At 71.5% G+C, this 21610-nt stretch carries 20 protein-coding genes and 1 pseudogene; 11 read left to right on the top strand and 10 right to left on the bottom strand.

Annotated elements, in window-relative coordinates; translation table 11 throughout:
• Positions 1–73 precede the first annotated feature (73 nt).
• Positions 74–288 (bottom strand): annotated as a pseudogene (locus ACFYW3_RS03770) (transposase); the annotation flags it as partial.
• Here ACFYW3_RS03770 and ACFYW3_RS03765 point away from each other — a divergent pair.
• Positions 262–795 carry a hypothetical protein gene (locus ACFYW3_RS03765; protein WP_389385638.1) on the top strand — a complete coding sequence of 178 codons (534 nt, stop codon included), beginning with the start codon at positions 262–264 and terminating at the stop codon, positions 793–795. The pseudogene ACFYW3_RS03770 and the gene ACFYW3_RS03765 sit on opposite strands and share 27 nt — an antisense overlap.
• 87 nt (positions 796–882) lie before the next feature.
• On the opposite strand, the gene ACFYW3_RS03760 is transcribed toward ACFYW3_RS03765, so the two are convergent.
• Positions 883–2808, bottom strand: a complete 1926-nt coding sequence (locus ACFYW3_RS03760) for an ATP-dependent endonuclease (protein WP_389385417.1) — start codon at positions 2806–2808, stop codon at positions 883–885.
• Positions 2809–3409: 601 nt separating this feature from the next.
• The gene (locus tag ACFYW3_RS03755) at positions 3410–4375 is read right to left on the bottom strand and encodes a pirin family protein (RefSeq protein ID WP_389385416.1); all 966 of its coding nucleotides are present in this window, start codon (positions 4373–4375) and stop codon (positions 3410–3412) included.
• 174 nt (positions 4376–4549) lie between these two features.
• On the opposite strand from ACFYW3_RS03755, the gene ACFYW3_RS03750 reads away from it, so the two are divergent.
• The 7 genes from ACFYW3_RS03750 (at position 4550) to ACFYW3_RS03720 (ending at position 9443) form a co-directional block, all read left to right on the top strand.
• Positions 4550–4900, top strand: a complete 351-nt coding sequence (locus tag ACFYW3_RS03750) for a tetratricopeptide repeat protein (RefSeq protein ID WP_351752243.1) — start codon at positions 4550–4552, stop codon at positions 4898–4900.
• Positions 4901–4961: 61 nt separating this feature from the next.
• Complete coding sequence (locus ACFYW3_RS03745; protein ID WP_053680348.1) at positions 4962–6167, top strand: methyltransferase; 1206 nt, start codon at positions 4962–4964, stop codon at positions 6165–6167.
• A gap of 39 nt (positions 6168–6206) precedes the next feature.
• The gene (locus tag ACFYW3_RS03740) at positions 6207–6962 is read left to right on the top strand and encodes a MerR family transcriptional regulator (protein ID WP_389385415.1); all 756 of its coding nucleotides are present in this window, start codon (positions 6207–6209) and stop codon (positions 6960–6962) included.
• Between the two features lie 223 nt (positions 6963–7185).
• Positions 7186–7743, top strand: a complete 558-nt coding sequence (locus ACFYW3_RS03735; RefSeq protein ID WP_351380568.1) for a DUF6230 family protein — start codon at positions 7186–7188, stop codon at positions 7741–7743.
• Positions 7734–8231 carry a DUF6114 domain-containing protein gene (locus ACFYW3_RS03730; protein WP_351752247.1) on the top strand — a complete coding sequence of 166 codons (498 nt, stop codon included), beginning with the start codon at positions 7734–7736 and terminating at the stop codon, positions 8229–8231. The genes ACFYW3_RS03735 and ACFYW3_RS03730 overlap by 10 nt, the downstream gene beginning before the upstream one ends.
• Positions 8228–8878 (top strand): hypothetical protein, encoded by a 651-nt coding sequence (locus ACFYW3_RS03725; protein ID WP_351380452.1) that lies wholly within the window; start codon positions 8228–8230, stop codon positions 8876–8878. The genes ACFYW3_RS03730 and ACFYW3_RS03725 overlap by 4 nt, the downstream gene beginning before the upstream one ends.
• Positions 8879–9131: 253 nt before the next feature.
• Entirely contained in the window at positions 9132–9443 is a 312-nt protein-coding gene (locus ACFYW3_RS03720; protein WP_389385414.1) for a DUF2087 domain-containing protein, read from the top strand.
• Here the strand turns inward: ACFYW3_RS03720 and ACFYW3_RS03715 are convergent.
• From ACFYW3_RS03715 to ACFYW3_RS03690, 6 genes are all read right to left on the bottom strand, one after another.
• Entirely contained in the window at positions 9416–10180 is a 765-nt protein-coding gene (locus tag ACFYW3_RS03715; RefSeq protein WP_389385413.1) for a metallophosphoesterase, read from the bottom strand. The genes ACFYW3_RS03720 and ACFYW3_RS03715 overlap by 28 nt on opposite strands.
• Before the next feature lie 464 nt (positions 10181–10644).
• Positions 10645–12075, bottom strand: a complete 1431-nt coding sequence (locus tag ACFYW3_RS03710; protein ID WP_389385412.1) for a dihydrolipoyl dehydrogenase family protein — start codon at positions 12073–12075, stop codon at positions 10645–10647.
• Between the two features lie 42 nt (positions 12076–12117).
• Positions 12118–12513, bottom strand: coding sequence for a thioredoxin domain-containing protein (locus ACFYW3_RS03705; protein ID WP_351752254.1), 396 nt, complete (start codon positions 12511–12513; stop codon positions 12118–12120).
• Positions 12514–12672: 159 nt separating this feature from the next.
• Positions 12673–14112: an aldehyde dehydrogenase family protein gene (locus ACFYW3_RS03700; protein WP_389385411.1), complete on the bottom strand. Its 1440-nt coding sequence runs from the start codon at positions 14110–14112 to the stop codon at positions 12673–12675.
• A gap of 280 nt (positions 14113–14392) precedes the next feature.
• The gene (locus tag ACFYW3_RS03695; protein WP_389385410.1) at positions 14393–15592 is read right to left on the bottom strand and encodes a thiolase family protein; all 1200 of its coding nucleotides are present in this window, start codon (positions 15590–15592) and stop codon (positions 14393–14395) included.
• A gap of 268 nt (positions 15593–15860) precedes the next feature.
• Entirely contained in the window at positions 15861–16997 is a 1137-nt protein-coding gene (locus ACFYW3_RS03690) for a LacI family DNA-binding transcriptional regulator (RefSeq protein ID WP_389385409.1), read from the bottom strand.
• A gap of 270 nt (positions 16998–17267) precedes the next feature.
• Between ACFYW3_RS03690 and ACFYW3_RS03685 the strand changes: the two genes are divergently transcribed.
• The 3 genes from ACFYW3_RS03685 to ACFYW3_RS03675 all read left to right on the top strand — a co-directional run bounded on the left by ACFYW3_RS03685 (position 17268) and on the right by ACFYW3_RS03675 (position 20661).
• The gene (locus tag ACFYW3_RS03685; RefSeq protein WP_389385408.1) at positions 17268–18530 is read left to right on the top strand and encodes an MFS transporter; all 1263 of its coding nucleotides are present in this window, start codon (positions 17268–17270) and stop codon (positions 18528–18530) included.
• 215 nt (positions 18531–18745) lie between these two features.
• On the top strand, positions 18746–20188 hold the full coding sequence (locus ACFYW3_RS03680; RefSeq protein WP_389385407.1) for an amidase: 1443 nt from the start codon (positions 18746–18748) through the stop codon (positions 20186–20188).
• Positions 20185–20661 (top strand): type II toxin-antitoxin system PemK/MazF family toxin, encoded by a 477-nt coding sequence (locus ACFYW3_RS03675; protein ID WP_389385406.1) that lies wholly within the window; start codon positions 20185–20187, stop codon positions 20659–20661. Before ACFYW3_RS03680 ends, ACFYW3_RS03675 begins: the two co-directional genes overlap by 4 nt.
• A 67-nt stretch (positions 20662–20728) precedes the next feature.
• Here the strand turns inward: ACFYW3_RS03675 and ACFYW3_RS03670 are convergent, their stop codons facing one another.
• The gene (locus tag ACFYW3_RS03670; protein ID WP_389385405.1) at positions 20729–21589 is read right to left on the bottom strand and encodes a TIGR02452 family protein; all 861 of its coding nucleotides are present in this window, start codon (positions 21587–21589) and stop codon (positions 20729–20731) included.
• Positions 21590–21610: the final 21 nt, after the last annotated feature.

The raw sequence follows: 21610 nt of genomic DNA, 5'->3' as shown, positions 1-21610 counted from the left end.
GGGCGTCGGGTTCCGCAGCATCCTGCTGATCAGCGGCGCGCCTGAGATCTACAGCGCAGACCCCGACAGGCTGGCCGAATCCGTGGGCGGTGCCTTTGCGGGCGATCTCCGGCGTATGCCACGCGAGCGGAGCAGACGTCGGTATTCGTCGTAGTCGTAGCCGCGGTCGGCGAACAGCCGTCGTAGTCCGTGACGGGGCCGGCCGACCAAGCCGCAGATGCGAGGGATCGTGTCCACCAGCGGTATGGGCTGGGTGACGTCGTGTCGATTTCCGCTGGTCAACGACACTTCAGCCACCTCCGTCAGCAAGTCTCAGCGCGTGAGTTCACAGCCTTCGCTCTCCGTGAGCCCCACACGGCACTCAAGCACTCCGAGGCCCTGCTCCTCGACGACAGGCACCATCAGCAGATCTCTTCGCCCCGTGTGGACCTGTACCTCTACCGCCTGTCCCTTGACGTCCATTCACAGATCCGCCAGCACCTCAACGAGTATGCGCAGGACCGCCCTCTCTTGGGGGAGACCAGGGAGAACTGGCTCTACCCCCTCGCGGGAGTGTCTGCCTTCGCCCTCACTCGGCTCCGCCAACCCACTCGGCGCGACCTCCTGAACATCGACCTCGACCATCTGACTCCCGAACTCATGGACCGTCTCATGGGAGTCCTCGACCAGAGCTTCAAGGCTTCACGGCGCAACAACAAAGCGGGCGGTGTCGACCGGATCGCTCGAAGCCCCGAACTCACCAACCGAATCCGGCAGTCCGTCATCTCCCAGAGTCGATTCCACATCGGGCATTGACCCTCGGGGGCCATTCCACTCTTGCCTGCCGCGCTCATTCCTACGGTCCCGCCACCGTGGGGGTCAGCCCGTGGGTCAGCCCGTGGGTCAGCGAACCATCGCCCGTACGTTCTCCAGCATCGACTGGAGCACGTACGGCGGGTCCGAGTGAGCCGTACGGGCCGCCTCCCGATACGTGGCCGCGTTCTTGTCTGAAGCACCCTCGCCCGCGTCGATCAGCTGCTGCTTCCGCTTTCCCCAGGAGGGCCAGCTCTCCCCGAGATACGTCTCCAGATTGTCCTCGAACACCGTGTATGCACTTGCTGAGCCCGTTGCCGGCCACGGCGACCGGGACTCCCCCAAGTAGCCAAGCAGGTCGGCGTTGCTCCCCGCGATCTTGCGTGCCTGCTGTTCGAAGGCTGCCCACTTCTCCCTCCGAGTCTCCTCGTCGAACAGCTGAACCGACTTGCGCTTACGCTCCTCCATGCCGGCGTCACCGTCGAAAACCACATGGCAGGGCACACCCATCGCCGAGAGAATCGCGTGACTGAGCAGGAGGTTGTCCCTGCCGGTCACGTCTACGAAAGTGATTCCTTCGGCGCCTAGGTTGAACCCACTCCGCTCAGCACAGCCCTCGAGCAGCGCGCCATCCGTCGTTCCCTCGCCCAGCACCGCCGCATGGGCGAAGAACGCCTCGGCGAGCGAGCCCGCCATCGCGACCCCGGTGCGGCGCCGGACTGCCTCCGCCTTCACCAGGCCCTCCAACGACCGGCACAGCTCGTCTTCCGTAACCTGCCTCACCCGGGTGACCGGGTGCTGCGCTCCGGCATCACGAGTGAGCCGACGTACCTGGTGGTAGCCAGCGGGATCGATGAAGACCGGACTGTGCGTCGCGTACATCACCTGCGTACGCCCCGAGGGCGACGCCGTCACCAGCTCGCGCAACACTTTCGCAAAGGTCCGCGCCTGCGGCGGATGCTGGAACAGCTCCGGCTCCTCGACCGCCAGGCACAGCGTCCGCGATCCGCTCAACGGCCGCCTGCGGTCGGCCAGGTACTTCAGCGCCGCGATGATCAGTGCCCGCTGAAATCCGTGCCCTTGCCGGGACACGGAGGTCTCGGCCGCGCCGTCCTGGATGCTCACCTGGAAAGCGGTTTTGGTCGGCCTCGGCGCCCGTACGGTCGGCGTCACGACCACCTGCCGTCCCACGGTGAGTTTGGCGACCTCGGCGGAGAGAGCGGCGGAGACATCTTTGAGGGCCGGTCCGTAGACATTGTCGTGGACCAGCTGGCGTGCGAGCCGAGCGTTCTCCTCGATCTCGCCAAGCTGCGTGTCGGCCTCGGTGCGGTCGACGGCGTGGTCGAGGATGCGGGCGATGGCGGAGGCCTTCTGGTCGTCAGCCTCCTCGTACGCGCGAAGGTCGGCAGAGACAAAGACGAAGTCGATGAGCTGGGCGAGCTTGCTCTGCCCAGCGAACCCGAAGAAGTGGGTGTCCTCGATCTTGGCTTCGGTGAGCTGGTCCCGATGGTCCCGCTCCCAAGCGAGCATGGCCTCGTTCATGGCCTTCTCGCTGCCAACGCTCGGCAGGCCAAGGCCGGGTGCCCTTTCCAGAAGCGCGTTATACGCCCTGCGCTTCTGTATCGCGCCGCCGGCCATGCCCCGGATCTCCTCGAAGGGCGCGTACGCCAAGGCCTTGCCGGTGATCTTGTCCGCACCATCTTCCCAGGTACGCCAGATGCTGACAGTGTCCGCATCGCCCGGGGCATACCGGCCGAGGGCCGTACGGTCGAAGTCGCTTAGGCCCTCAAACTCAACCTCGACGGAGATGCGCTCGCTGCCGCCGGCCACCGCCGAGTGGACGTCCTCGGTGGTCAGGGCGATCGACTTTTCACCGTTGAAAAACCAATCGAGTGCACGCAGCACGGTGGACTTACCGACGCCGGTCGGGCCGATGAACGAGGTGATCTCTTCAAAGGCAATGTCCACCTTGTACAAACAGCAGAAGTTCTCGATGCGTACGCGCTTGATCTGCACAGTAGTCCTGAACCATCGTGCGGGGCGGGCCCGTTGGGCTCGCTGTGACGAATCAAGACTAGCGATGCAGATGACACCGCATCAGGGCTTTTCGCGTTCACAAGATTTCACCAGGACGTAGTGTCCGGGCAGAGCGAGATCCGTCCGGCGCACGCACTGCGGCAAGGCAGGAGCCCGGAATGAACATGGCCCTCCCCGTCGGTGCGCCACAGCTCCGCCAGAGCCTGATTCGCCCTGTGTCGAGCCGACGACAAGGGCCCCCCTCTCCGGACGGGGAAGGGCGTCGGGGACCAGGCTTGACGCCATCCCCGCGCGGCTGGCTCCGTACGGAGCGTTACACCGGGCGACTCTGGTCACGATCGCCACCGCGACCCAGGCGGCAGGACGCCGACAGAGCTGACGGACTGTCACCAAAGTCGGCATTGGGTCAGCATTGGTCCCGGCAAAGCTGACCCCAGCTGGTCACACCTGGGAAACGTCGAGAGCCCGGAGAGGGCCTCTCGCAGCCCGCGTCGCCCACCCCGGCGGAACGATCTCCGCGCGGGATGCGACCCCTCTCCGACTGATCTCGACTTGTCGGGTTACTTCGGGAAACCGCAGGTCAGCGCACCCGCCCACGCGCCTTCAGCGGCCCCGGCGGGAGCTGCGGCGCAGGGATCGAGGGGCCGTCGTAGCCCTTCACCTCGCCATAGCGGGTGCCGTTGGTCCAGTCCTCGCGGAACTGGACGATCTCCTCGTTGGACCGTCCGATCCAGTTCCAGAACATGACGATCTCCTCCTCGAACGGCTCGCCGCCCAGCAGCATCAGGCCCGCGTCCGAGGTCGCCCGCAGGGGGAGTTCCGTGCGGCCGCAGCCCAGGTAGAGCATGGCGCCCGGCAGGACCGGGACGCCGTCGACGGTGGCCTCGCCCGACATGGACAGGACCGCGTACTCGAAGTCCGGGTCGAGCGGGAGTCGGGTTTCGGTGCCCGCCGCCAGGGCGAGGTCGGCGCCGACGATCGGGCTGTAGGTGCTGCCGGGCGAGGTGGCCCCGTCCAGAGTGCCGAGGATCACGGTCGCGGCCAGGCCGGGGGCGGTGACCTGCGGGAGGTCGGCGTGGTGCTGGAAGTGCGGGGCGACGTCGCGGTGGGCGTCGGGGAGGGCCACCCACAGTTGCGCGCCGTGCAGGAGGCGGGCGTGCGGGCGCGGGCTCTCCTCGGAGTGGCTGATGCCCCGGCCGGAGGTCATCAGGCCGAGCTCGCGCGGGCGGATGGTTTCCAGGCTGCCGACGCTGTCGCGGTGCAGCACCTCGCCCTCGTGGAGCCAGCTCACGGTCTGGAGCCCGGAGTGCGGGTGCGGCGCCACCTGCATGCCGGGCTCGTCGGCGATGTCGTCCGGGCCGTAGTGGTCGACGAAGCACCAGGCGCCCACCATGCGGCGGCCCAGGTTGGGCAGCAGGCGGCGGACCTCGGTGGACTCCCCGAGCTTGACGGTGCGCGGGCTCAGGAGCTCGCGCACGGGCTCGGCCACGACGAAACCGCGGCCGCCGCAGGCGGAGAGAGCGGGCTGGCGATCGAGATTGCTCATGGGCACAACCTAGTCCCGTGCCGCGTCCGGCGTTCCATGGAATGTTCGGTGGTTCCGCCGTGTTGGGCACGTCGGGTCTCCCGTGGCGGGCAGATCGGATCCCCCGTGCAGGGGAGATCGGGTCCCCCTGTCGGGGAGATCGGACAGAGGCATCGGAACGGCGGAAGGAACGCGATGAACACGCCGGTGGAGTACCTGGAGCACGGGACGCCGGCCGAGCGCTGGGCGCGCGCCGGGCTCTTCTTCGAGGCGAAGGAGTACGCCACCGCCGCCCGCGTCCTGGGCTCGCTGACCGCCGAGGCCCCCGAGCAGTTGGCTCCCCGGCTGCTGCTGGCCCGCGCGTACTACCACTCCGCCCAGTTGTCCCGCGCCGAGCTGGAGCTGCGCGCCATCCTGGAGCGCTGGCCGGTGGAGGACTACGCGCGGCTGCTTCTCGGTCGCACGCTGGAGCGGCAGGGCAGGGCCGCCGAGGCGGGCCCCCACCTGCGGATCGCCGCCGCGATGGCGGGCGAGTTTCCCGAGTAGCGCACCGCCCGGCCCCGCCCATGCGGGGCCGGGCCGTCGTCTCGGATAGCCTGGGTCGAATATGAACCGTCTGACCACGCCTTTCGGCTCCTACGAACTCACCCGCTTCCCCCAGGACCCGCGCGATCGCCTCCGCGCCTGGGATGCCGCCGATGAGTACCTGCTGCGGCACCTCGAATCCGGTACCGGGGAACGCGGCCCGGTGGATCTCACCGGCGATCGGCAGATCACCGTGATCGGGGACCGTTGGGGCACGCTGACGACGGCCCTGGCCGCGTTCCACCCGACGCAGATCACCGACTCCTCGCTGACCCGGTCCGCCACCATGGCGAACCTGGATCGTGCCGGGATCGGGACCGCCAAGGACACGGTGCGGCTGCTGACCACGCAGGACGCCCCGCCGGAGCGGATCGACGTGCTCCTGGTCCGCGTCCCGAAGAGCCTGGCGCTGCTGGAGGACCAGCTGCACCGGCTGGCCCCGCACGTCCACGCGGGCACGGTCGTGGTCGGCACGGGCATGGTCAAGGAGATCCACACCTCCACGCTGCGGCTCTTCGAGCGGATCCTCGGGCCGACGAAGACCTCGCTCGCGGAGAAGAAGGCCCGACTGATCTTCTGTACGCCGGGCACCCCCGGGGCCACGCACGCCGTGACCCCCGGCCCGTGGCCGCTGACGTACGTCGTGGACGAGGACGGCGGCTCGGGCGCCGGGCTGACCGTGGTCAATCACGCCGGCATCTTCTGCGCCGACCGGCTCGACGTCGGCACCCGCTTCTTCCTCCAGAACATCCCGACCAACACGGACGGGGCCCGCGTCGTGGACCTCGGCTGCGGCAACGGGGTCGTCGGGACGGCGGTCGCGGTCGCGGACCCGCGGGCCGAGGTCGTGTTCACGGACGAGTCGTACCAGGCGGTGGCCTCGGCGAAGGCCACGTTCCGCGCCAACGTGACGCACGAGCGGGAGCGGGCCGACTTCCTCGTCGGTGACGGGGTCGCCATGCTGGACCCGGGTTCGGTGGACCTGATCCTGTGCAATCCGCCCTTCCACTCCCATCAGGCGACGACGGACGCCACGGCGCTGCGCATGTTCGCGCAGTCGCGCAAGGCGCTGCGGCCGGGTGGCGAGCTGTGGGTCGTCGCCAACCGCCACATGGGCTATCACACGCACCTGAAGCGGCTGTTCGGCAACAGTGAGGTCACCGCGAGCGAGCCGAAGTTCGTGGTGCTGCGGGCGGTCAAGCGGATGGAGCGCGACCAACGCCCGTAAGGGCCATGTGACCTGCCGGTACGTCCTACACTCTGCCGCGTGGACAGCCAGGGTGAACAGGACGGACGCGCCGGTGGGCCCTATCGTCGGGAGGACGTGGCGCGGGCGGCGGGCGTCAAGGTACGCAACCTGCGCTACTACCAGGAGCGCGGGTTGTTGCCGCCGCCGCGCCGTGAGGGCCGGGTCGCCTGGTACTCCGAAGACCACCTGACCCGGCTGCGTCTGATCAACGACCTGCTGGGGCGCGGCTACACCGTGAACGGCATCTCCGAGCTGCTCGACGCGTGGGAGCGCGGTGGCGGGCTGTCCCAACTCCTCGGCCTGGAGCGGGCGATGACCCGCGACTGGGTGCAAGAGGTGCCCGTCACGATGACGTTGGCCGAGTTGCGCGCCCTGTTCGGGCCGACCGCGACCGCCGAAGACACCCGGCGCGCGGTCGAGTTGGGGTATGTACGGATCGACGGGGACCGGGTCACGCACCTGAGCGGGCGGTTGCTGGAGGCGACCCTGACGCTGGTGCGGCAGGGGGTGCCGCTGGCGGAGATCCTGGACGCGGCCGACTTCGTCCAGGCACAGGCGGCCGCGCTCGCGGACCGGTTCGTCGGACTGTTCCGCCGGCATGTGATCGGCACGGAGGGGCTGGAGCGCCTTTCGGCCGGCCAACTCGATCACGTGTCCGAGGCGGTGTCCGCGTTGCGCCCGGTGGCGGGTGAGGTCGTGGCCTCGGAATTCGCCCGGGCCATGGAGCGGAGGGTGGCGGCGGAGGTCGCCGAACTCCTGCGCGCGGAGCAGTGACCGGCCAGTAGGAGTCGGCCGAAACGGTACGCTCCGGCAACCTTGCCAACCTCCATTGGCACTCTTACATTCAACTCGTCGGTAACAAAGGTGCACAGCCGAGATAAGGGACGATCTCATGGCAGTCTCACCGAACTTGCCCGAACCGCCCGGCACCGAGGGCGACGACGGCGGCGGCGCCGGCAGAGGTGACGGGCGCGTCCGCTGGCGCAAGTTCGCACTCCTGACCGTGCCCGCCATCGCCGTGACGGCGGGACTCGGAATAGCCCTGGCACAGGGGGCGCTCGCCGCCTCCTTCGCCGTTTCCGGGCAGCAGTTCAAGGTGTCGGCGGCGAGCCTGGAGGGCGAGGGATTCGCCCAGTACGGCAGCGTCGACGTGAACGCGCGCAACGAGCTCATCCCGGTGGCGGTCACCGCCATCAAGGAGGCCAAGCTGCACAGCCTCTGCCAGTCGGTGGTCACCACCCTCCCGATGATCGGGGACATCTCGCTCAACCTCACCGCGGGCAAGAAGAACCCCGTCGAGGCGAGCAACCTCTTCGTCGACGCGACACAGCTCTCCGGCGACGCGGTCTTCAGCAACATCGAGATCGGGCGCGACGCGTCCACCCTCGACAAGGGTCCGGCGGAGGCGATCGGCATGCAGGACCTGTTCGCCCAGCAGGCGGACACGGTCGCCATCACCGATCTGCACCAGACGGCGTGGGCCACCAACGCCGGGACCTTCAAGCTCTCCGGGCTGAGCATGAACATCAGCAAGGGGAAGAAGGAATGCTTCTGAGCCGCTGGCGGCGGTGGCGACGCAGCAGGCCTTTCTGGGGCGGCCTCTTCGCCATCCTCACCGGGGTGTGGATCAGCGTCCTGCCACTGGCTCCGTTGAAGATCATGCTCCAGCAGGGAGTGGCGGGCGTCCCGTCCGTCCTGATGGGGGTCATCTTGATCGTGCTCGGGCTCACGGCCTGGTTCTCGCCCCAACAGCGCACCCTGGCAGGGATCCTCACCACCCTGATCGCGACCGCCACGCTGGTCCTGTCGAACCTCGGCGGGTTCCTGATCGGCACCCTGCTGGGCATCGTCGGCGGCGGGATGATCTTCGCCTGGCAGCCGAACACCACACCGCGTTCCGGGGGCTCCGCCGCCCCCGGAACGGAGCCGAAGACCGGCCCGGAGACGGAGCCGGCGGCAGGCACGGAAGCGGACCCCGATCCCCACGGGGACCGCAGTCACTCCCCCACCCCGCACCACGATCCCCAAGGAGCACAGCCATGAGCCGCAAGCGCACCGCTCTCGCCCTCGGGATGGCCGCGGCCGCCGCGCTGACGGTGGCCTCCGCCACCGCCACCGCCGCGCCGTTACCGCTGGCGGGTTCGACCACCGTCACCCCGGCCGGGCACGCCTTCAAGGCCACCCTCAGCGGGAAGGCCACGCTCAAGGCCGGTTCGGTCACCGTGACCTGCACGGTCTCGGTCTCCACCGGTACGGTCCCGGCCGCGCCGGGCAACAACAACCCGGCCGGAGCGGTCACCTCGCCGATCACCCCGCCGACGTACTCCTCCTGTTCCGCCAGCCTGCCGGGCGTGACGCCGACGGTCACCACCAGCGGCGCCTGGACGGTGTCGATGCAGAACGGCTCGCCGATCACCGCCACCTTGAAGGTGCCGGTCGGCGGACTCGTCGTGACGACGTCCGGCCTGGCCAACTGCACCGTCACGGCCGCTCCGAGCGCTCCGGCGAACGTCGGCGGCACCTGGACCAACGGCGCCCCGCCCAGCCTGACCTTCACCAACGCCTCGGTGCCGGTCACGGTCACCGGCGGATTCGGGTGCCCGACGAGCGCGACGTCCTCGACGTTCAACGCGGTCTACAAGGTCACCGACACGACCAACCCGGCGCAGCAGATCACCGTCGGCCCCTGAACCACCCGTGCACCGTCCACGCGTGCACCATCCGCGTGTGAACCATCCGTGCGTGAACCATCCGTGCGTGAACCATCCGCGTGTGAATCACCCGTGTGTGAACCACCCGTGCGAGCGGGCCCGCCGGTACCGGAGCGATTCCGGCATCGGCGGGTCTTCGACGTGTACGGACCCACCCGAGGCCGGGTGTCGACGGCCCGACCGGCGGAAATCCCGTTGCCCGGGGGCTCCTTGCCGGGTGATGCTGCCCGGCATGTCACACACCACCGCACCGCTGCCCCACGCCGAACACCCCCCGCGCACCCCCCGAGGCGTCTCTGACCTCTTCTCCGACGGCCGGCTCATCGCGATCCCGCGCAAGGTCGCCCGCCGCGAACAACTGCTGGCCCACCTCACGGAGACCCTGTTCGCCCCGGGCCGGGACTACACCGAGCCCGAGGTGAACGACGCGCTGCGCACGGTGCACGAGGACTGCTCCGCCCTGCGGAGGTACCTGATCACCTCGGGCCGCCTCACGCGCACCCGCGACGGCAGCAGCTACCGCCGGGTGACGACCACCCGGTAGTGGGTCGTCAGCCGCCCGTCGTCACCGATCACGTGGAAGGCGACGACCGGCGGCTCGTCGAGGTGGACGTACTCGTTCTCCCCGCTGCGGGCCTCCCAGGGAAGCCGGGTCGTGGACACCACGCCCGGAGCGACCAGCAGCGGCCGGCCCGCGAAGGTGGTCGCGGCCCCCGTGTGGGCGTGCCCGCACAGGAAGGCCGTGAGGTGCGGGTGCTGTTCGGCGAGGTCCGCCAACCGCTCCTCACCGAACTGCCGGATCCCGTCGACGTAGGGGATGTGCAGGGGAACGGGCGGATGGTGGAAGGCCACCAGCACGGGGACCTCGCGCGGGGTGTCGTCCAGTACGCCGTCCAGCCAGGCCACCGTGGAGTCTTCCAGGAAGCCCTGGTGCTCGCCGGGCACCGACGAATCGCAGGCCGCGAGCACGAACCCCGCGCCGCGCAGGACCTGGTCGACGGGCGCCCCGGTGGGCTCCGCCTCGCCGAGCAGGTCCCGCCGGAAGGCCACGCGTTCGTCGTGGTTGCCGGGACAGACCACCAGCGGATGGCGCGATACCAGTTCCTTGCGGGCCTCCGCGTACTCGGCGGGGCTGCCGTGGTCGGCTATGTCGCCACTCACCAGGACGGCGTCCAGGTCGTACGGCAGCTCTTCCAGATACCTCATGACGGCGCGGGTGCGATCCGCGGCGCGCGCGTCGCCGTCGAAGTGGACGTCGCTGAGGTGGGCGATGACTTTCACGGACGGTGGCTCCTTCAGTCGTGGTGCCACCATTCAACAGGCCTGTCCGCACGGCGGATCAGCCAGGTTCGACCGTCCCCCGACGGACCCTGACGAGCACCCGGCCGGCGGCCACCAGAGTGGCTGCGGTTCCCGTGAGGGAGAGCGCGGCGACCCCGGAGGCGGCCGGCGAGCCGTGCGCCCGGGCGCCGGTCGGCAGTGTCCCGGACCCGCCCGCGGGCGGACCCCCGTCACCCTGACCGGACCCGGCCGCCCACCCACACGACCTCGCCCCCGGGCTGCACCGCCAGTGAAGCGGCCCCCAACTGGGCGTGGTTGCCGGGCAGTACGGTGGGTGTCGCGGCCTCCGTCAGATCGGCGGTGCGGTACACGGCGAGGGATCCGGCCCCGTCACTGCCCGCTTGACCGAAACGTGCGAGGGCCCCGCCACCGGACGCGGTGGCGGGGCCCTCGAAGACGGTGACTCAGCCCCGATAGGTCTCCAGCAGGCGCAGCCAGATCTCGCTGATGGTCGGGAACGCCGGGACCGCGTGCCACAGGCGGTCGATCGGCACCTCGCCCGCGACCGCGATGGTGGCCGCGTGCAGCAGTTCCGCCGCGCCCGGCCCCACGAAGGTGGCTCCGACCAGGACCTCCCGGTCGAGGTCCACGACCATCCGGGCCCGACCCCGGTAGCCGTCGGCGTACAGGCCGGCGCCGGAGACCTTGCCGAGGTCGTAGTCCACGGCGCGGACCCGCAGTCCGGCGCGTTCCGCCTCGGCGAGGGTCTGACCGACCGCCGCCGCCTCGGGCTCGGTGAACACCGCCTGCGGCAGGGCCCGCGTGTCGGCGGTGGCCGTGTGCGCGCCCCACGGGGCGGTGTCGAGGGGCCCCGTCCCGGCCGCCCGGGCGGCGATGGCCGCACCCGCGATCCGGGCCTGGTACTTGCCCTGGTGCGTCAGCAGCGCACGGTGGTTGACGTCTCCGACGGCGTACAACCAGTCGTGGCCCGGGACCCGACAGCCGTCGTCCACCCCGATCCAGTCGCCGGGGGTCAGGCCGACGGTGTCGAGGCCGATGTCCTCGGTGCGCGGCGCACGACCGGTCGCGATCAGCAGCTCGTCGCCCTCCAGGGTCTCACCGCCCTCCAACACCACCGTGACCGGACCGGTGGAACCGTCGCGGACGACCGCCTCGACGGCGACGCCCGTACGGACCACCGCCCCCGCCTCCTCCAGCGCCCGCGCGACCAGCTCCCCGGCGAACGGCTCCATCCTCGGCAGCAGCCGCGAGCCGCGCACCAGCACGGTGACCTTGGAACCCAGCGCCTGCCAGGCGGTGGCCATCTCGGCGGCGACGACACCGCCGCCGACGACCAGCAGCCGGCCGGGGGCCTGCCGGGCGGAGGTCGCCTCGCGGCTCGTCCACGGCCGGGCGCCGGCGATGCCGGGCAGGTCGGGGATCACGGCCCGGGTGCCGGTGGCCACGACCACCGCGTGCCGGGCGGCGAGCACGTGGTGCTCGCCCTCGGGGCTGGTGACGGCCACCTTGCGGATCCCGTAGAGCCGCCCGTGCCCCCGGTAGACGTCCGCCCCGATGGAGTCCAGCCAGTCGACCTGGCCGTCGTCCTTCCAGTTCCCGGTCCAGTAGTCGCGGTGCGCGAACACCGCCTCCGCGTCCAGGGGGCCCTGGACCGCGCCCGCCAGGCCCGGCACCCGGCGCGCGTCCGCCCGGGCCAGCGCCGGACGCAACAGCGCCTTGCTCGGCACACAGGCCCAGTACGAGCACTCGCCGCCCACCAGCTCGCTCTCCACCACGGCCGTGCTCAACCCGGCGGCGCGGGTCCGGTCGGCGATGTTCTCCCCGACCGGGCCCGCGCCCAGCACCACAACGTCGTACTCCACCGCTTCAGTCATACGGACCAGTGTCACCGCAGGCCGGGGGCGGTGGTGACAATCTCAGGCCTCCGGCGTGCCGGAGTCCCCCGCGCCCTTGGCCTGCTCGGCCGCGATCTTCGCCCTGACCTCGTCCATGTCGAGGGCGCGGGCCTGCGCGATGAGGTCGATCAGCGCCGCCTCCGGCAGCGCACCGGGCTGGGCGAAGATCGCCACCTGGTCCCGGACGATCATCAGCGTCGGGATCGAGCTGATCTCGAAGGCTCCGGCCAGCTCCTGCTGCGCCTCGGTGTCCACCTTGGCGAAGACGAGGTCCGGGTTCGCCTCGGAGGCCTTCTCGTAGACCGGCGCGAACTGGAGGCAGGGTCGGCACCAGCCCGCCCAGAAGTCGATCAGCACGAACGGATTGTCGCTGACCGTCTGGTCGAAGTTCTCTTTGGTCAGCTCCACGGTTGCCACGGTGTTCAAACCTCCTGATTGGTGCGTGTGCTGCTTGAACGAATGGCCCGCCCCATGAATTCCTGCCCGCCCCCGCACCGCGCTGACCTGCGAGAACGCTCCCCGACGCCGGTGGGCGACCATCGGACCCGCGTCAGGACGGCGACAGTCGGACCGGCCTCAGAACGGATGGCCCGCCGGCGTGGCGCGCACCGTCGTCCAGCGGAGTTCGGTGAAGGCGTCCAGGTTCGCCTCCCCGCCGAACCTGGCTCCCGTGCCCGAAGCGCCGACGCCTCCGAAGGGGGCCACGGCCTCGTCGTTCACCGTCTGGTCGTTGACGTGCGCGATGCCGGTCGGGACGCGGTCGGCCAGCTCCAGCCCGTGCGCGGCGTCACGGGTGACGATGCCCAGGGAGAGCCCGTACGGGCCCGCCGAGGCCAGCGCCACCGCCTCCGCCTCCGTCGCGAAGGACCGTACGGGCGCCACCGGGCCGAAGACCTCCTCCGCGTAGGCGGGCGAGTCGTCCGCGACGCCCGCCAGGACGGTCGGACGGTAGAAGAGCCCCTGGTGGGTGCCACCCGCGATGAGCTTGGCGCCCTGCGCGGTACTCGCCTCGACCAGCGCGTGGACCCGCCGGACCTGGTCCTCGTCGATCAGCGGGCCCAGGTGGACCCGGTCCCGGTACGGGTCCCCGACGGCCAGCTCCTCCGCCCGCGCGGCGAGCCGCTCGACGTACTCGTCGTACAGCGAGGCGTGGACGAGGTGCCGTCCGGCGGTCATGCAGATCTGGCCCTGGTGGAAGAAGGAGCCCCAGGAGGCCTGTGCGACGGCCGCCTCGACATCGGCGTCCTCCAGCACGACGAGCGCCGAGTTGCCGCCCAACTCCAGGTGCGCGCGCTTGAGGTGACGGCCCGCCAGTTCCCCCACGGCGCGTCCGGCGGCGGTGGATCCGGTGAACGACACCACTCGGACGCGGGGGTCCTCGACCACCGCGGCGCCGGTCCGCGCGTCTCCGGGCAGCACGTACAGCAGCCCGGCGGGCAGGCCCGCGGCGGCGAAGACCGCGGCGAGGGCGAGGCCCCCGCAGGCTGCGGTCCGAGGGTCCGGCTTCAGCAGGACCGCGTTGCCGAGGGCGAGCGCCGGCGCGACCGAGCGGATCGACAGGATCAGCGGCGCGTTGAAGGGGGCGATGACCCCGACCACCCCCGCCGGCACCCGCCGGGTGAAGGAGAGCCGGGGCGCCTCGCTCGGCAGCACCTGGCCGGCGGGTCGGGAGGCCAGCGCGGCGGCCTCGTAGCACTCCTGGGCGGCGACGTGCAGCTCGAACTCGGCCTTGCCCGGTATCGAACCGGACTCCCGCACCAGCCAGTCCCCCAGCTCCTGCGCGTGGGTCGTGAACAGGTCCCCGGCGCGGCGCAGTACCGCCGACCGCTCCAGGTGGGTGGCCCGCGCCCAATCGGACTGCGCGGCCCGGGCGCGCACGGCGGCCTCCGCCACGTCGGCGGGCGCGGCGAGGTCCAGCGTGGCGAGGGTCTGTCCGGTCGCGGGTTCGACGACCGGGGCGGTTCCGCCGGTCAGGGTGGGTCCGTCCTGCCAGAGCGTCGGATCGAGGAGCGGCATGGCGCGGGGCCTCCGGGTGGGGAAGGAGCGGGGCGGGGGGCGGCAGCACGCGCCATCGTGTCAGACCCGGAGACCCAATTCTGTTCAGTTATTGGGCAGTTGACGGTCCGGGTGACCGGAAATGATCGAGACTGCGGTGGCGTCCGAACTCGCCTTCCGGCCCGCTCGCCTTTCCGGCCCCGCTCGCCTTCCGGCCCCGCTCGCCTTTCCGGCCCCACGCGCTTTCCGGCCCCACCGCTCCCGGCCACCCACTCATGGGCGCCCGCCCACGACCGCCGGTTCAGCGCTCCAGGACCAGCGCGATGCCCTGCCCCACCCCGATGCACAGCGCCGCCATGCCGGTTCCCGAGCCGGCCGCCGCGAGTTGGTGCGCGACCGAACCCGCCAGTCGCGCTCCCGAGGCTCCGAGGGGGTGGCCGATCGCGATGGCTCCGCCGCGCGGGTTGACCTTCGTCGGGTCCAGTTCCGGCCAGGCCGCCAGGCAGCCCAACGCCTGTGCGGCGAAGGCCTCGTTCAACTCCAGGACGCCGAGGTCGGACAGATCGCGGCCGGCCTTCGACAGCGCCCGCGCCACCGCGTCCACCGGCCCCAGGCCGAACAGTTGAGGCTCGATGCCGGTGACGGCGGACGCGCTGATCCGGGCCAGCGGCTCCCTGCCGGTGGCCGCCAGGCCTGCCTCGTCGGTCAGCAGCAGCGCGGCGGCGCCGTCGTTCAGGGGAGAGGCGTTCGCGGCGGTGACGGTCCCGGAGCCGTCCGAACGGAACGCCGGCTTCAGGCGGGCGAGCGCCTCGGGTGTGGAACCCTCCCGGATCGACTCGTCGCGGGTCAGGTCGGCGCCCGGGTACGGCACGACCTCGTCGGCGTACAGCCCCGAGGTCCAGGCGGCGGCGGCCTTGCGGTGGCTGTCCAGGGCGAAGAGGTCCTGTGCCTCGCGCGTGATCCCGTGCTTCTCCGCGATGAGTTCGGCGCCCTCGCCGAGCGAGCCGGTCCACTCGGCCGGCATGCGCGGGTTCGTCATCCGCCAGCCGAGGGTGGTGGACCACATCTGCTGGTGTCCGGCGGGGAAGGCCCGCTCCGGCTTCTGCACCACCCAGGGGGCGCGGCTCATCGACTCCACGCCGCCGGCGATGGCGACGGACGCGTCCCCGAGCGCGATGGCCCGGGCGGCCTGGATCACGGCTTCGAGACCGGAGCCGCAGAGCCGGTTGACCGTGACACCGGGAACGGTGACGGGCAGCCCGGCGAGGAGCACCGCCATCCGTGCGACGTCCCGGTTGTCCTCGCCCGCGCCGTTGGCGTCGCCGAACACGACGTCGTCGATGCGGGCCGGGTCGAGATCGGGCGTACGGTCCACCAGCGCGCGAACCACGTGGGCGGCCAGGTCGTCCGGCCGGACCCCGGCCAGGGCCCCGCCGAACTTGCCGATCGGGGTGCGGACGGCGTCGACGACGTACACGTCGCGGACGGTGCGGATGCTCATGGGGTCTCTCCTGGGCGGATCCGTACGGGCGGCGCCGCGACGGCGCCGGTGTCGGCACCGGCCCGCGACGCCGGGTGCGCCCGGTGGGGCGCGCCCGCAGTCTCCGTCCGGCGATCACCGCCTGTCAACGGTTCCCCGCCCCCGCGCGGCCGCGCGGGGGCCCGGGGCGGCCCGATCGCGGTCCGCGGCGCGCAGGGGACGGGAGGCCGGCCGACCCGCGGGCCCCGGGCCCCCGACCGGCGACCCGTGGGATCGAGGGCCCGCCGTGTCAGGTGGACTCGCGGTGGACGGCCGTGGCGGCCATCAGGTCGTGCCGCTCCGCGATCTCGGCCGGTTCCCGCACCGCCGCGTCCACCAGGGAGGCCAGGTGGTCCCCCGTCGGCAGTTCGAGTGCCACGGTGCTCAGTCTCGGCCGCAGCAGTCGCCCGATCAGCAGGTCGTCGGCGCCCATGACGGCCACGTCCTCGGGGACGCGCAGCCCCGCGTCCTGCAAGGCCCGCATCAGCAACATGGCGTACTCGTCGTTGTACGCGAAGACCGCGTCCAGCCCGAGCGTTGCCCAGCGGGCGGCGAGCGCCCCGGCCGACTCCTCGGTGTAGGCCATCGTCAGCACCTCGACCTCGGCGCCGGCCACCGAGCGGGCCCCGGCCAGTCGGGGCGTGGAGAACAGTTCCAGGCCGCTCTCCTCGGGGACGATCACACCGATCCGGCGCCGACCCCGCTCCACCAGGTGGGATGCGGCCCGGACGCCGACCTCCGCCTGGTCCATCACCAGCGCGTGCGCGCCGGGCACGCCGACCGGGCCGAGGGTGATCACCGCGCGGGCACCGGCCCGCTTGAGGGTGGCGACGTTGCGCGCGGACAGGGTGATCTCCCCGAGCGAGATCACCGCGACGGGTCGCAGTTCGGCCCAGGCTCGGGCCGCCTCGTCCCCACCGAGGCCGAGACTGCCGTATTGCACGACGGTGTAGTCGAGGCGGCGCAGGGCCCACTGGAGTTCGTTGAGGAAGGTGCTGTACAGCGGGCCGATCGGCACGTGGGAGGTGGGCAGCAGGACGATCCGGGTGTGCCCGGCGCGCAGGCTGCGGGCGGCGGCGTGCGGGACGTACCCGAGTTCCTCGGCGGCCGCGCGGACCTTGCGCCGGGTGGGCTCGCTGATGCGCACGGCTTCCGCGTTGTTCAGTACGTACGAGACCGTCGCGCGCGAGACGCCCGCGAGGCGGGCGACGTCGGCGCTGGTCGGCACGGGTTCCGGTACCGGTTCCGGCACGTGTTCCGGCACGGGCGCGGGGGAGGGCGCCGACGCGGGGGCGGGGGGCGGCGTGGAGGGCGAGGGGGCCGCGGGCGCCGGGTTCGGCGACTTGGGCGACTTGGGCGGCTTCGCCGGCTTCGATGACTGAGACATTGCCGTCGCATCTTTCCAGACCGGTTGCGTCCGAGGGCTGGCGGATGGCCGGAAACGGGTGCTACACAGTGGTTACACGATTCATTGACACGTGTAACCCCGCTGTCACACCCCGCTCGACGGCGGTGTGGGCCCGCGTGTCCAGCCGTGCCGCCGCCCTGCCGCGTCCCGTCGCACCCCGCCACCGCGACAGGGCGGCGCGCACTCGCACCACCCTCCATGCCTCCGTATCCCCGTCAGCCGCACGCAGACACCGCCCAGGAGGGCACCGTGGCCCTTTCCTCCCCCGGCACCGGCACCGCCGGCGCCACCCCCGACGCGTCCGAGAGACCCTCGAAGTCCGGCCCCGGACGCGGCCTGCTCCCGCTCCTGCTCCTCGGCAACACCGCCATGTACTCCCTGTACATCGGTGTCGCCGGCATCCTGCTCGCCCTCCAGGTCGAGGACGTCGACCCCGCCCACAAGGTCGCCAACTTCGGCCTGATCGCGGGGGTCTCGGCCGTCTTCGCGACGATCTTCAATCCGGTCGCGGGCGCCCTGTCCGACCGCAGCGGACGGCGCGATCCGTGGATCCTGGGCGGTGGACTCGCCGCGCTCCCGGCCATGTTCCTGCTGGGGTTCGCCGACACGATCCTGCTGATCACGATCGCCTGGTGCCTCGGCCAGGCCGTCATGAACGTCTACCAGGCGGCCATCACCTCCGTGGTTCCCGACCGGATCCCGGTGACCGCCCGCGGCAAGGCCTCCGCCGCCGTCGGGCTCGGACTGCCCTTCGGATCCACTCTCGGCGCCCTGCTCGGCGCCACCTTCTCCGAGGACTACCGCACCGGATACCTCGTGTTCGGCGCGATCGTCGCGGGGGCCGCGGTGCTGTTCACCGCCTGCGCCCGGGAGGAACGACTGCCGGCCCGCGACCCCCTGCCGGTCCGGGCCCAGCTCGCCGCCTTCGCGAGCGCGCTCGGCGACCACGACTTCCGATGGGCGTTCATCGGACGGGCACTGCTCGTGCTCGGCTACTTCTCCGTGAGCGGCTACCAGTTGTACATCCTCCAGGACCACACCGTGCTGCCCGCGGGGATGAAGCCGGAGGCGGCGGTGGCCGTGATGATGCCGTTGACCAGCGTGGCCATGGTGGCCTCCACGGTGCTCGGCGGTTGGCTGTCCGACCGGTTCGACCGCCGCAAGCTCTTCGTCGGCGCGTCCGCGCTGCTGTCCGCATTGGCCCTGGTGATTCCGGCCGTCTCCACCAGTTGGACGGCGATGCTGGTCTTCTCCGCGGTCAACGGGCTCGCCTTCGGCTGCTACATGGCCGTGGACACGGCGCTGGTGACCATGGTGCTCCCCAAGGCCGAGGACGCGGCCCGGGACATGGGCGTGCTCAACATCGCCAACGCGGGGCCGCAGATCATCGCGCCCTTCATCGCCTCGGTGGTCGTGTCGGTCAGCGGAGGCTACACCGCGCTGTTCGTCGTCGCCGCCGTCCTGGCCGTGGCGGGCGCCCTCGCGGTGAAACCCATCCGCGGCGTCCGTTGACCGCGACCTGACCGACCCCTTCGACACCCGCGCTCCCCTGACCCCACCCGTCATCAAGGAGCGCGGCTTCGAGGTCCGTTCGGTGGTGGGCGCCGGACACACCATCCATCGGGACGGCTTCGAGGAGTTCTTGAGCTCCCTGGAGGGCCGGGTCTGGCGACTCTGCGCTCCTCCCCGTTACCGTCGTTCCTACCGATCGGTAAGGGGGAGGTCCGATGTCGGCGTCATCGCTGGATTCGGTTGGCTCGGCCCCGCGGGTCTCCGCGGGGTTGTCGGACACGGTGAGCGCGCTCGCCGAAGGCAGCGTCACCGCACGCGGGTTGATCGAGCGGACCCTGGAGCGGATCGCGGCCGCCCAGCCCGCGCTCAACGCGTTCCGAGTCGTACGGACGGAGGCCGCGCTCGCGGAGGCCGACGACGCGGACCGACGGCTGGCGGCCGGCGAGCGGCTCCCGCTGCTCGGAGTGCCGATCGCCGTCAAGGACGACATGGACGTCGCCGGGGAGCCGACCGCCTTCGGCAGCGCGGGGGCCTTCCCGCCGAAGCACGCCGACAGCGAGGCCGTACGCAGGCTGCGCGCGGCCGGCGCGATCATCGTCGGCAAGACCCAGACCCCTGAGCTGGGCCAGTGGCCGTTCACCGAGGGGCACGCGTTCGGCGACACCCGCAACCCGTGGAACACCGCCTACACGCCCGGCGGTTCCTCGGGTGGTTCGGCGGCCGCGGTCGCCGCGGGACTCGTCCCGGCGGCGCTCGGGTCCGACGGGGCGGGCTCGGTCCGCATTCCCTCCGCGTGGACCCACCTGGTCGGCGTGAAGCCGCAGCGGGGGCGCATCTCCACCTGGCCGGAACCCGAGTCCTTCAACGGGCTGACGGTCAACGGCGTGTTGGCCCGTACCGTCGGCGACGCGGCGCTGCTGCTCGACGCGGCGAGCGGGCAGCACGCCGGGGACCTGCACAGTCCGGCGCCCATCTCGGCCGTCGAGGCCACGCGGCGTGCACCGCGCCGGCTGCGGATCGCCCTGTCGTTCGCCATGGCGTTCACCGCCACGGCGAAGTCCCTCGATCCCGTGGTGCGTTCGGCGGTGGAACGGCTGGCCGCACGGCTGGAGTCGCTGGGGCACGAGGTGGTCGAGGAGGATCCCCGCTACGGACCGATCGGCCTGACCTTCGCGCCCCGTGCGACCAGCGGGGTACGGGATCTGGCGGCCCGCGTACCGGACTCCTCGCTGCTGGACCCGCGCACTCACGAGGCCGTCCGTACGGGGCGCGTCCTGGGCGGTGTGCCCCTGCGCGTCTCCCGCCGGGCGGAAGCCGTGCTGCAACGCCGGGTCGGGGAGATCTTCCACCGCTTCGACGTCGTGCTCACCCCGACCACGGCCACCCCGCCGCTGCGGATCGGCGCCCTCGCGGGTCTGGGGGCGCTGGCGACGGACCGGGCGATGATCGCGGCGTGCCCGTACGCCTGGACGTGGAACGTCCTCGGTTGGCCGGGTGTCAACATCCCGGCCGGGTTCACCCCGGACGGTCTCCCCCTGGGCGCCCAACTGCTGGGTCCCGCCCACGCGGAGCCCCTGCTGCTCTCCCTGGCGGCCCAGGTCGAGGCGGCCGAGGACTGGGCCTCGAAGTGGCCGGAACCAGTAACCTCACCGGAATGACGGCACTTTCCCACCAGAACAACGACCACGGCAACGGTCACGTCGAGCAGCCCGGGCGTGACGGCGACACCGCGACCCGTGAGGCGGATCCGCGCGCCATCGGCCCGGTGCGCACCGAGTACGCGCCGGACAAGGACGGGGATCCGGATCCCGGCGAGATCGTGTGGACCTGGGTTCCGTACGAGGAGAACGACGGGCGGGGCAAGGACCGGCCGGTGTTGGTGGTCGCCCGGGAGGCTGGCGGGAGCACGCTGCTGGCCGTGCAGTTGTCCAGCAAGCGGCACGATCACGACCGGGAGTGGGTGCCGATCGGGACCGGGCCGTGGGACGGCGCGGGGCGGGAGTCCTGGGTGGCGGTGGACCGGGTGCTGAGGGTGCACGAGTCGGGGATGCGGCGCGAGGCGTGCGCGTTGGACCGTGTCCGCTTCCAGTTGGTGGTGGAGCGGCTGCGCGAGCGGTACGGCTGGCAGTAGCCGGGCGCCTGCGGGCCCCCGCCCCCGCGCCGTGGAGGCACCGGGCCCGGAGCGGGGGCCGGCCGGATCAGCGCCCGGGGTCCGGGCTTCCCGGCTCGGCGCACAGCCCGGCGAACGCGCGTTCGAATGCCTGGCGGGGTTCGGGCGTACGGTCCAGCACTCCGAAGACGACCCGTTCGAAGACGCCGTCGAAGCGGCCGGTGAGCAGTTCCCGGAAGGCCTCGGCCACGGCCGCGGGCTCGTTGCGGAAGACCCCGCACCCCCAGGCCCCCAGCACCAGTCGCCGGTGGCCGTGGAGCGCCGCCACCTCCAGGACCAGCTCGGCCCTTCGCGCCAGGGCGCCCGGGATCTCGTGGGCGCGCTCCGGTTCCTGGCGGCGGATGGTGCCCGCGTTGGGGGCCGGGGAGGTGAGGAAGGCGACCTGGAAGGGGGTCTCCAGGAGCAGGCCCCGGTCGTCGCGGAAAACGGGGACGGCGGGCGAGTGAATCACCCGGTCGGTGTAGAAGGTGCTCTTTCCCGCGCGGTGGACCTCGTAGTACTCGGGAGCCTGCAACAGGGTCTCGTACAGGGCCGAGGCGCGGCACAGGGCTTCCTCCTGGGCCTTGGCGCCGCGGACGTATCCACCCCCGGGATTGCGGGCCGAGGCGAAGTTCAGGACGGCGACCCGGACCCCCGGCGGAGCGTCTGTCGCGAGCCGGCGGGCGGCGACGGTACTGCTCTCGCCCGTGACCTCGAAGACGGTCTCCCCCTCCCTTTCGAGGGGGTCTTCATCTGGAATGAGACGGTTTGGTCCATATATTCTGGTTCCTGCCTTGGCTTCCGCCAGGGCGGCGGCCAGGGAGATCTGCCGTCCCGTCCGTGTCCGGTACGCCCCGGCCGCAAGGATCGTCGCGTTCTCCCGCGCGATTTCACGCAGTCTGCTGCTCACCCCGCAATCCTCAGGTCGAGC

It is taken from the genome of Streptomyces sp. NPDC002602 (genome assembly GCF_042889445.1).
Taxonomy (GTDB): Bacteria; Actinomycetota; Actinomycetes; order Streptomycetales; family Streptomycetaceae; genus Streptomyces.
Note: the sequence above shows the minus strand (reverse complement) of the source record. Positions and strands in the feature narration are given on the sequence as shown.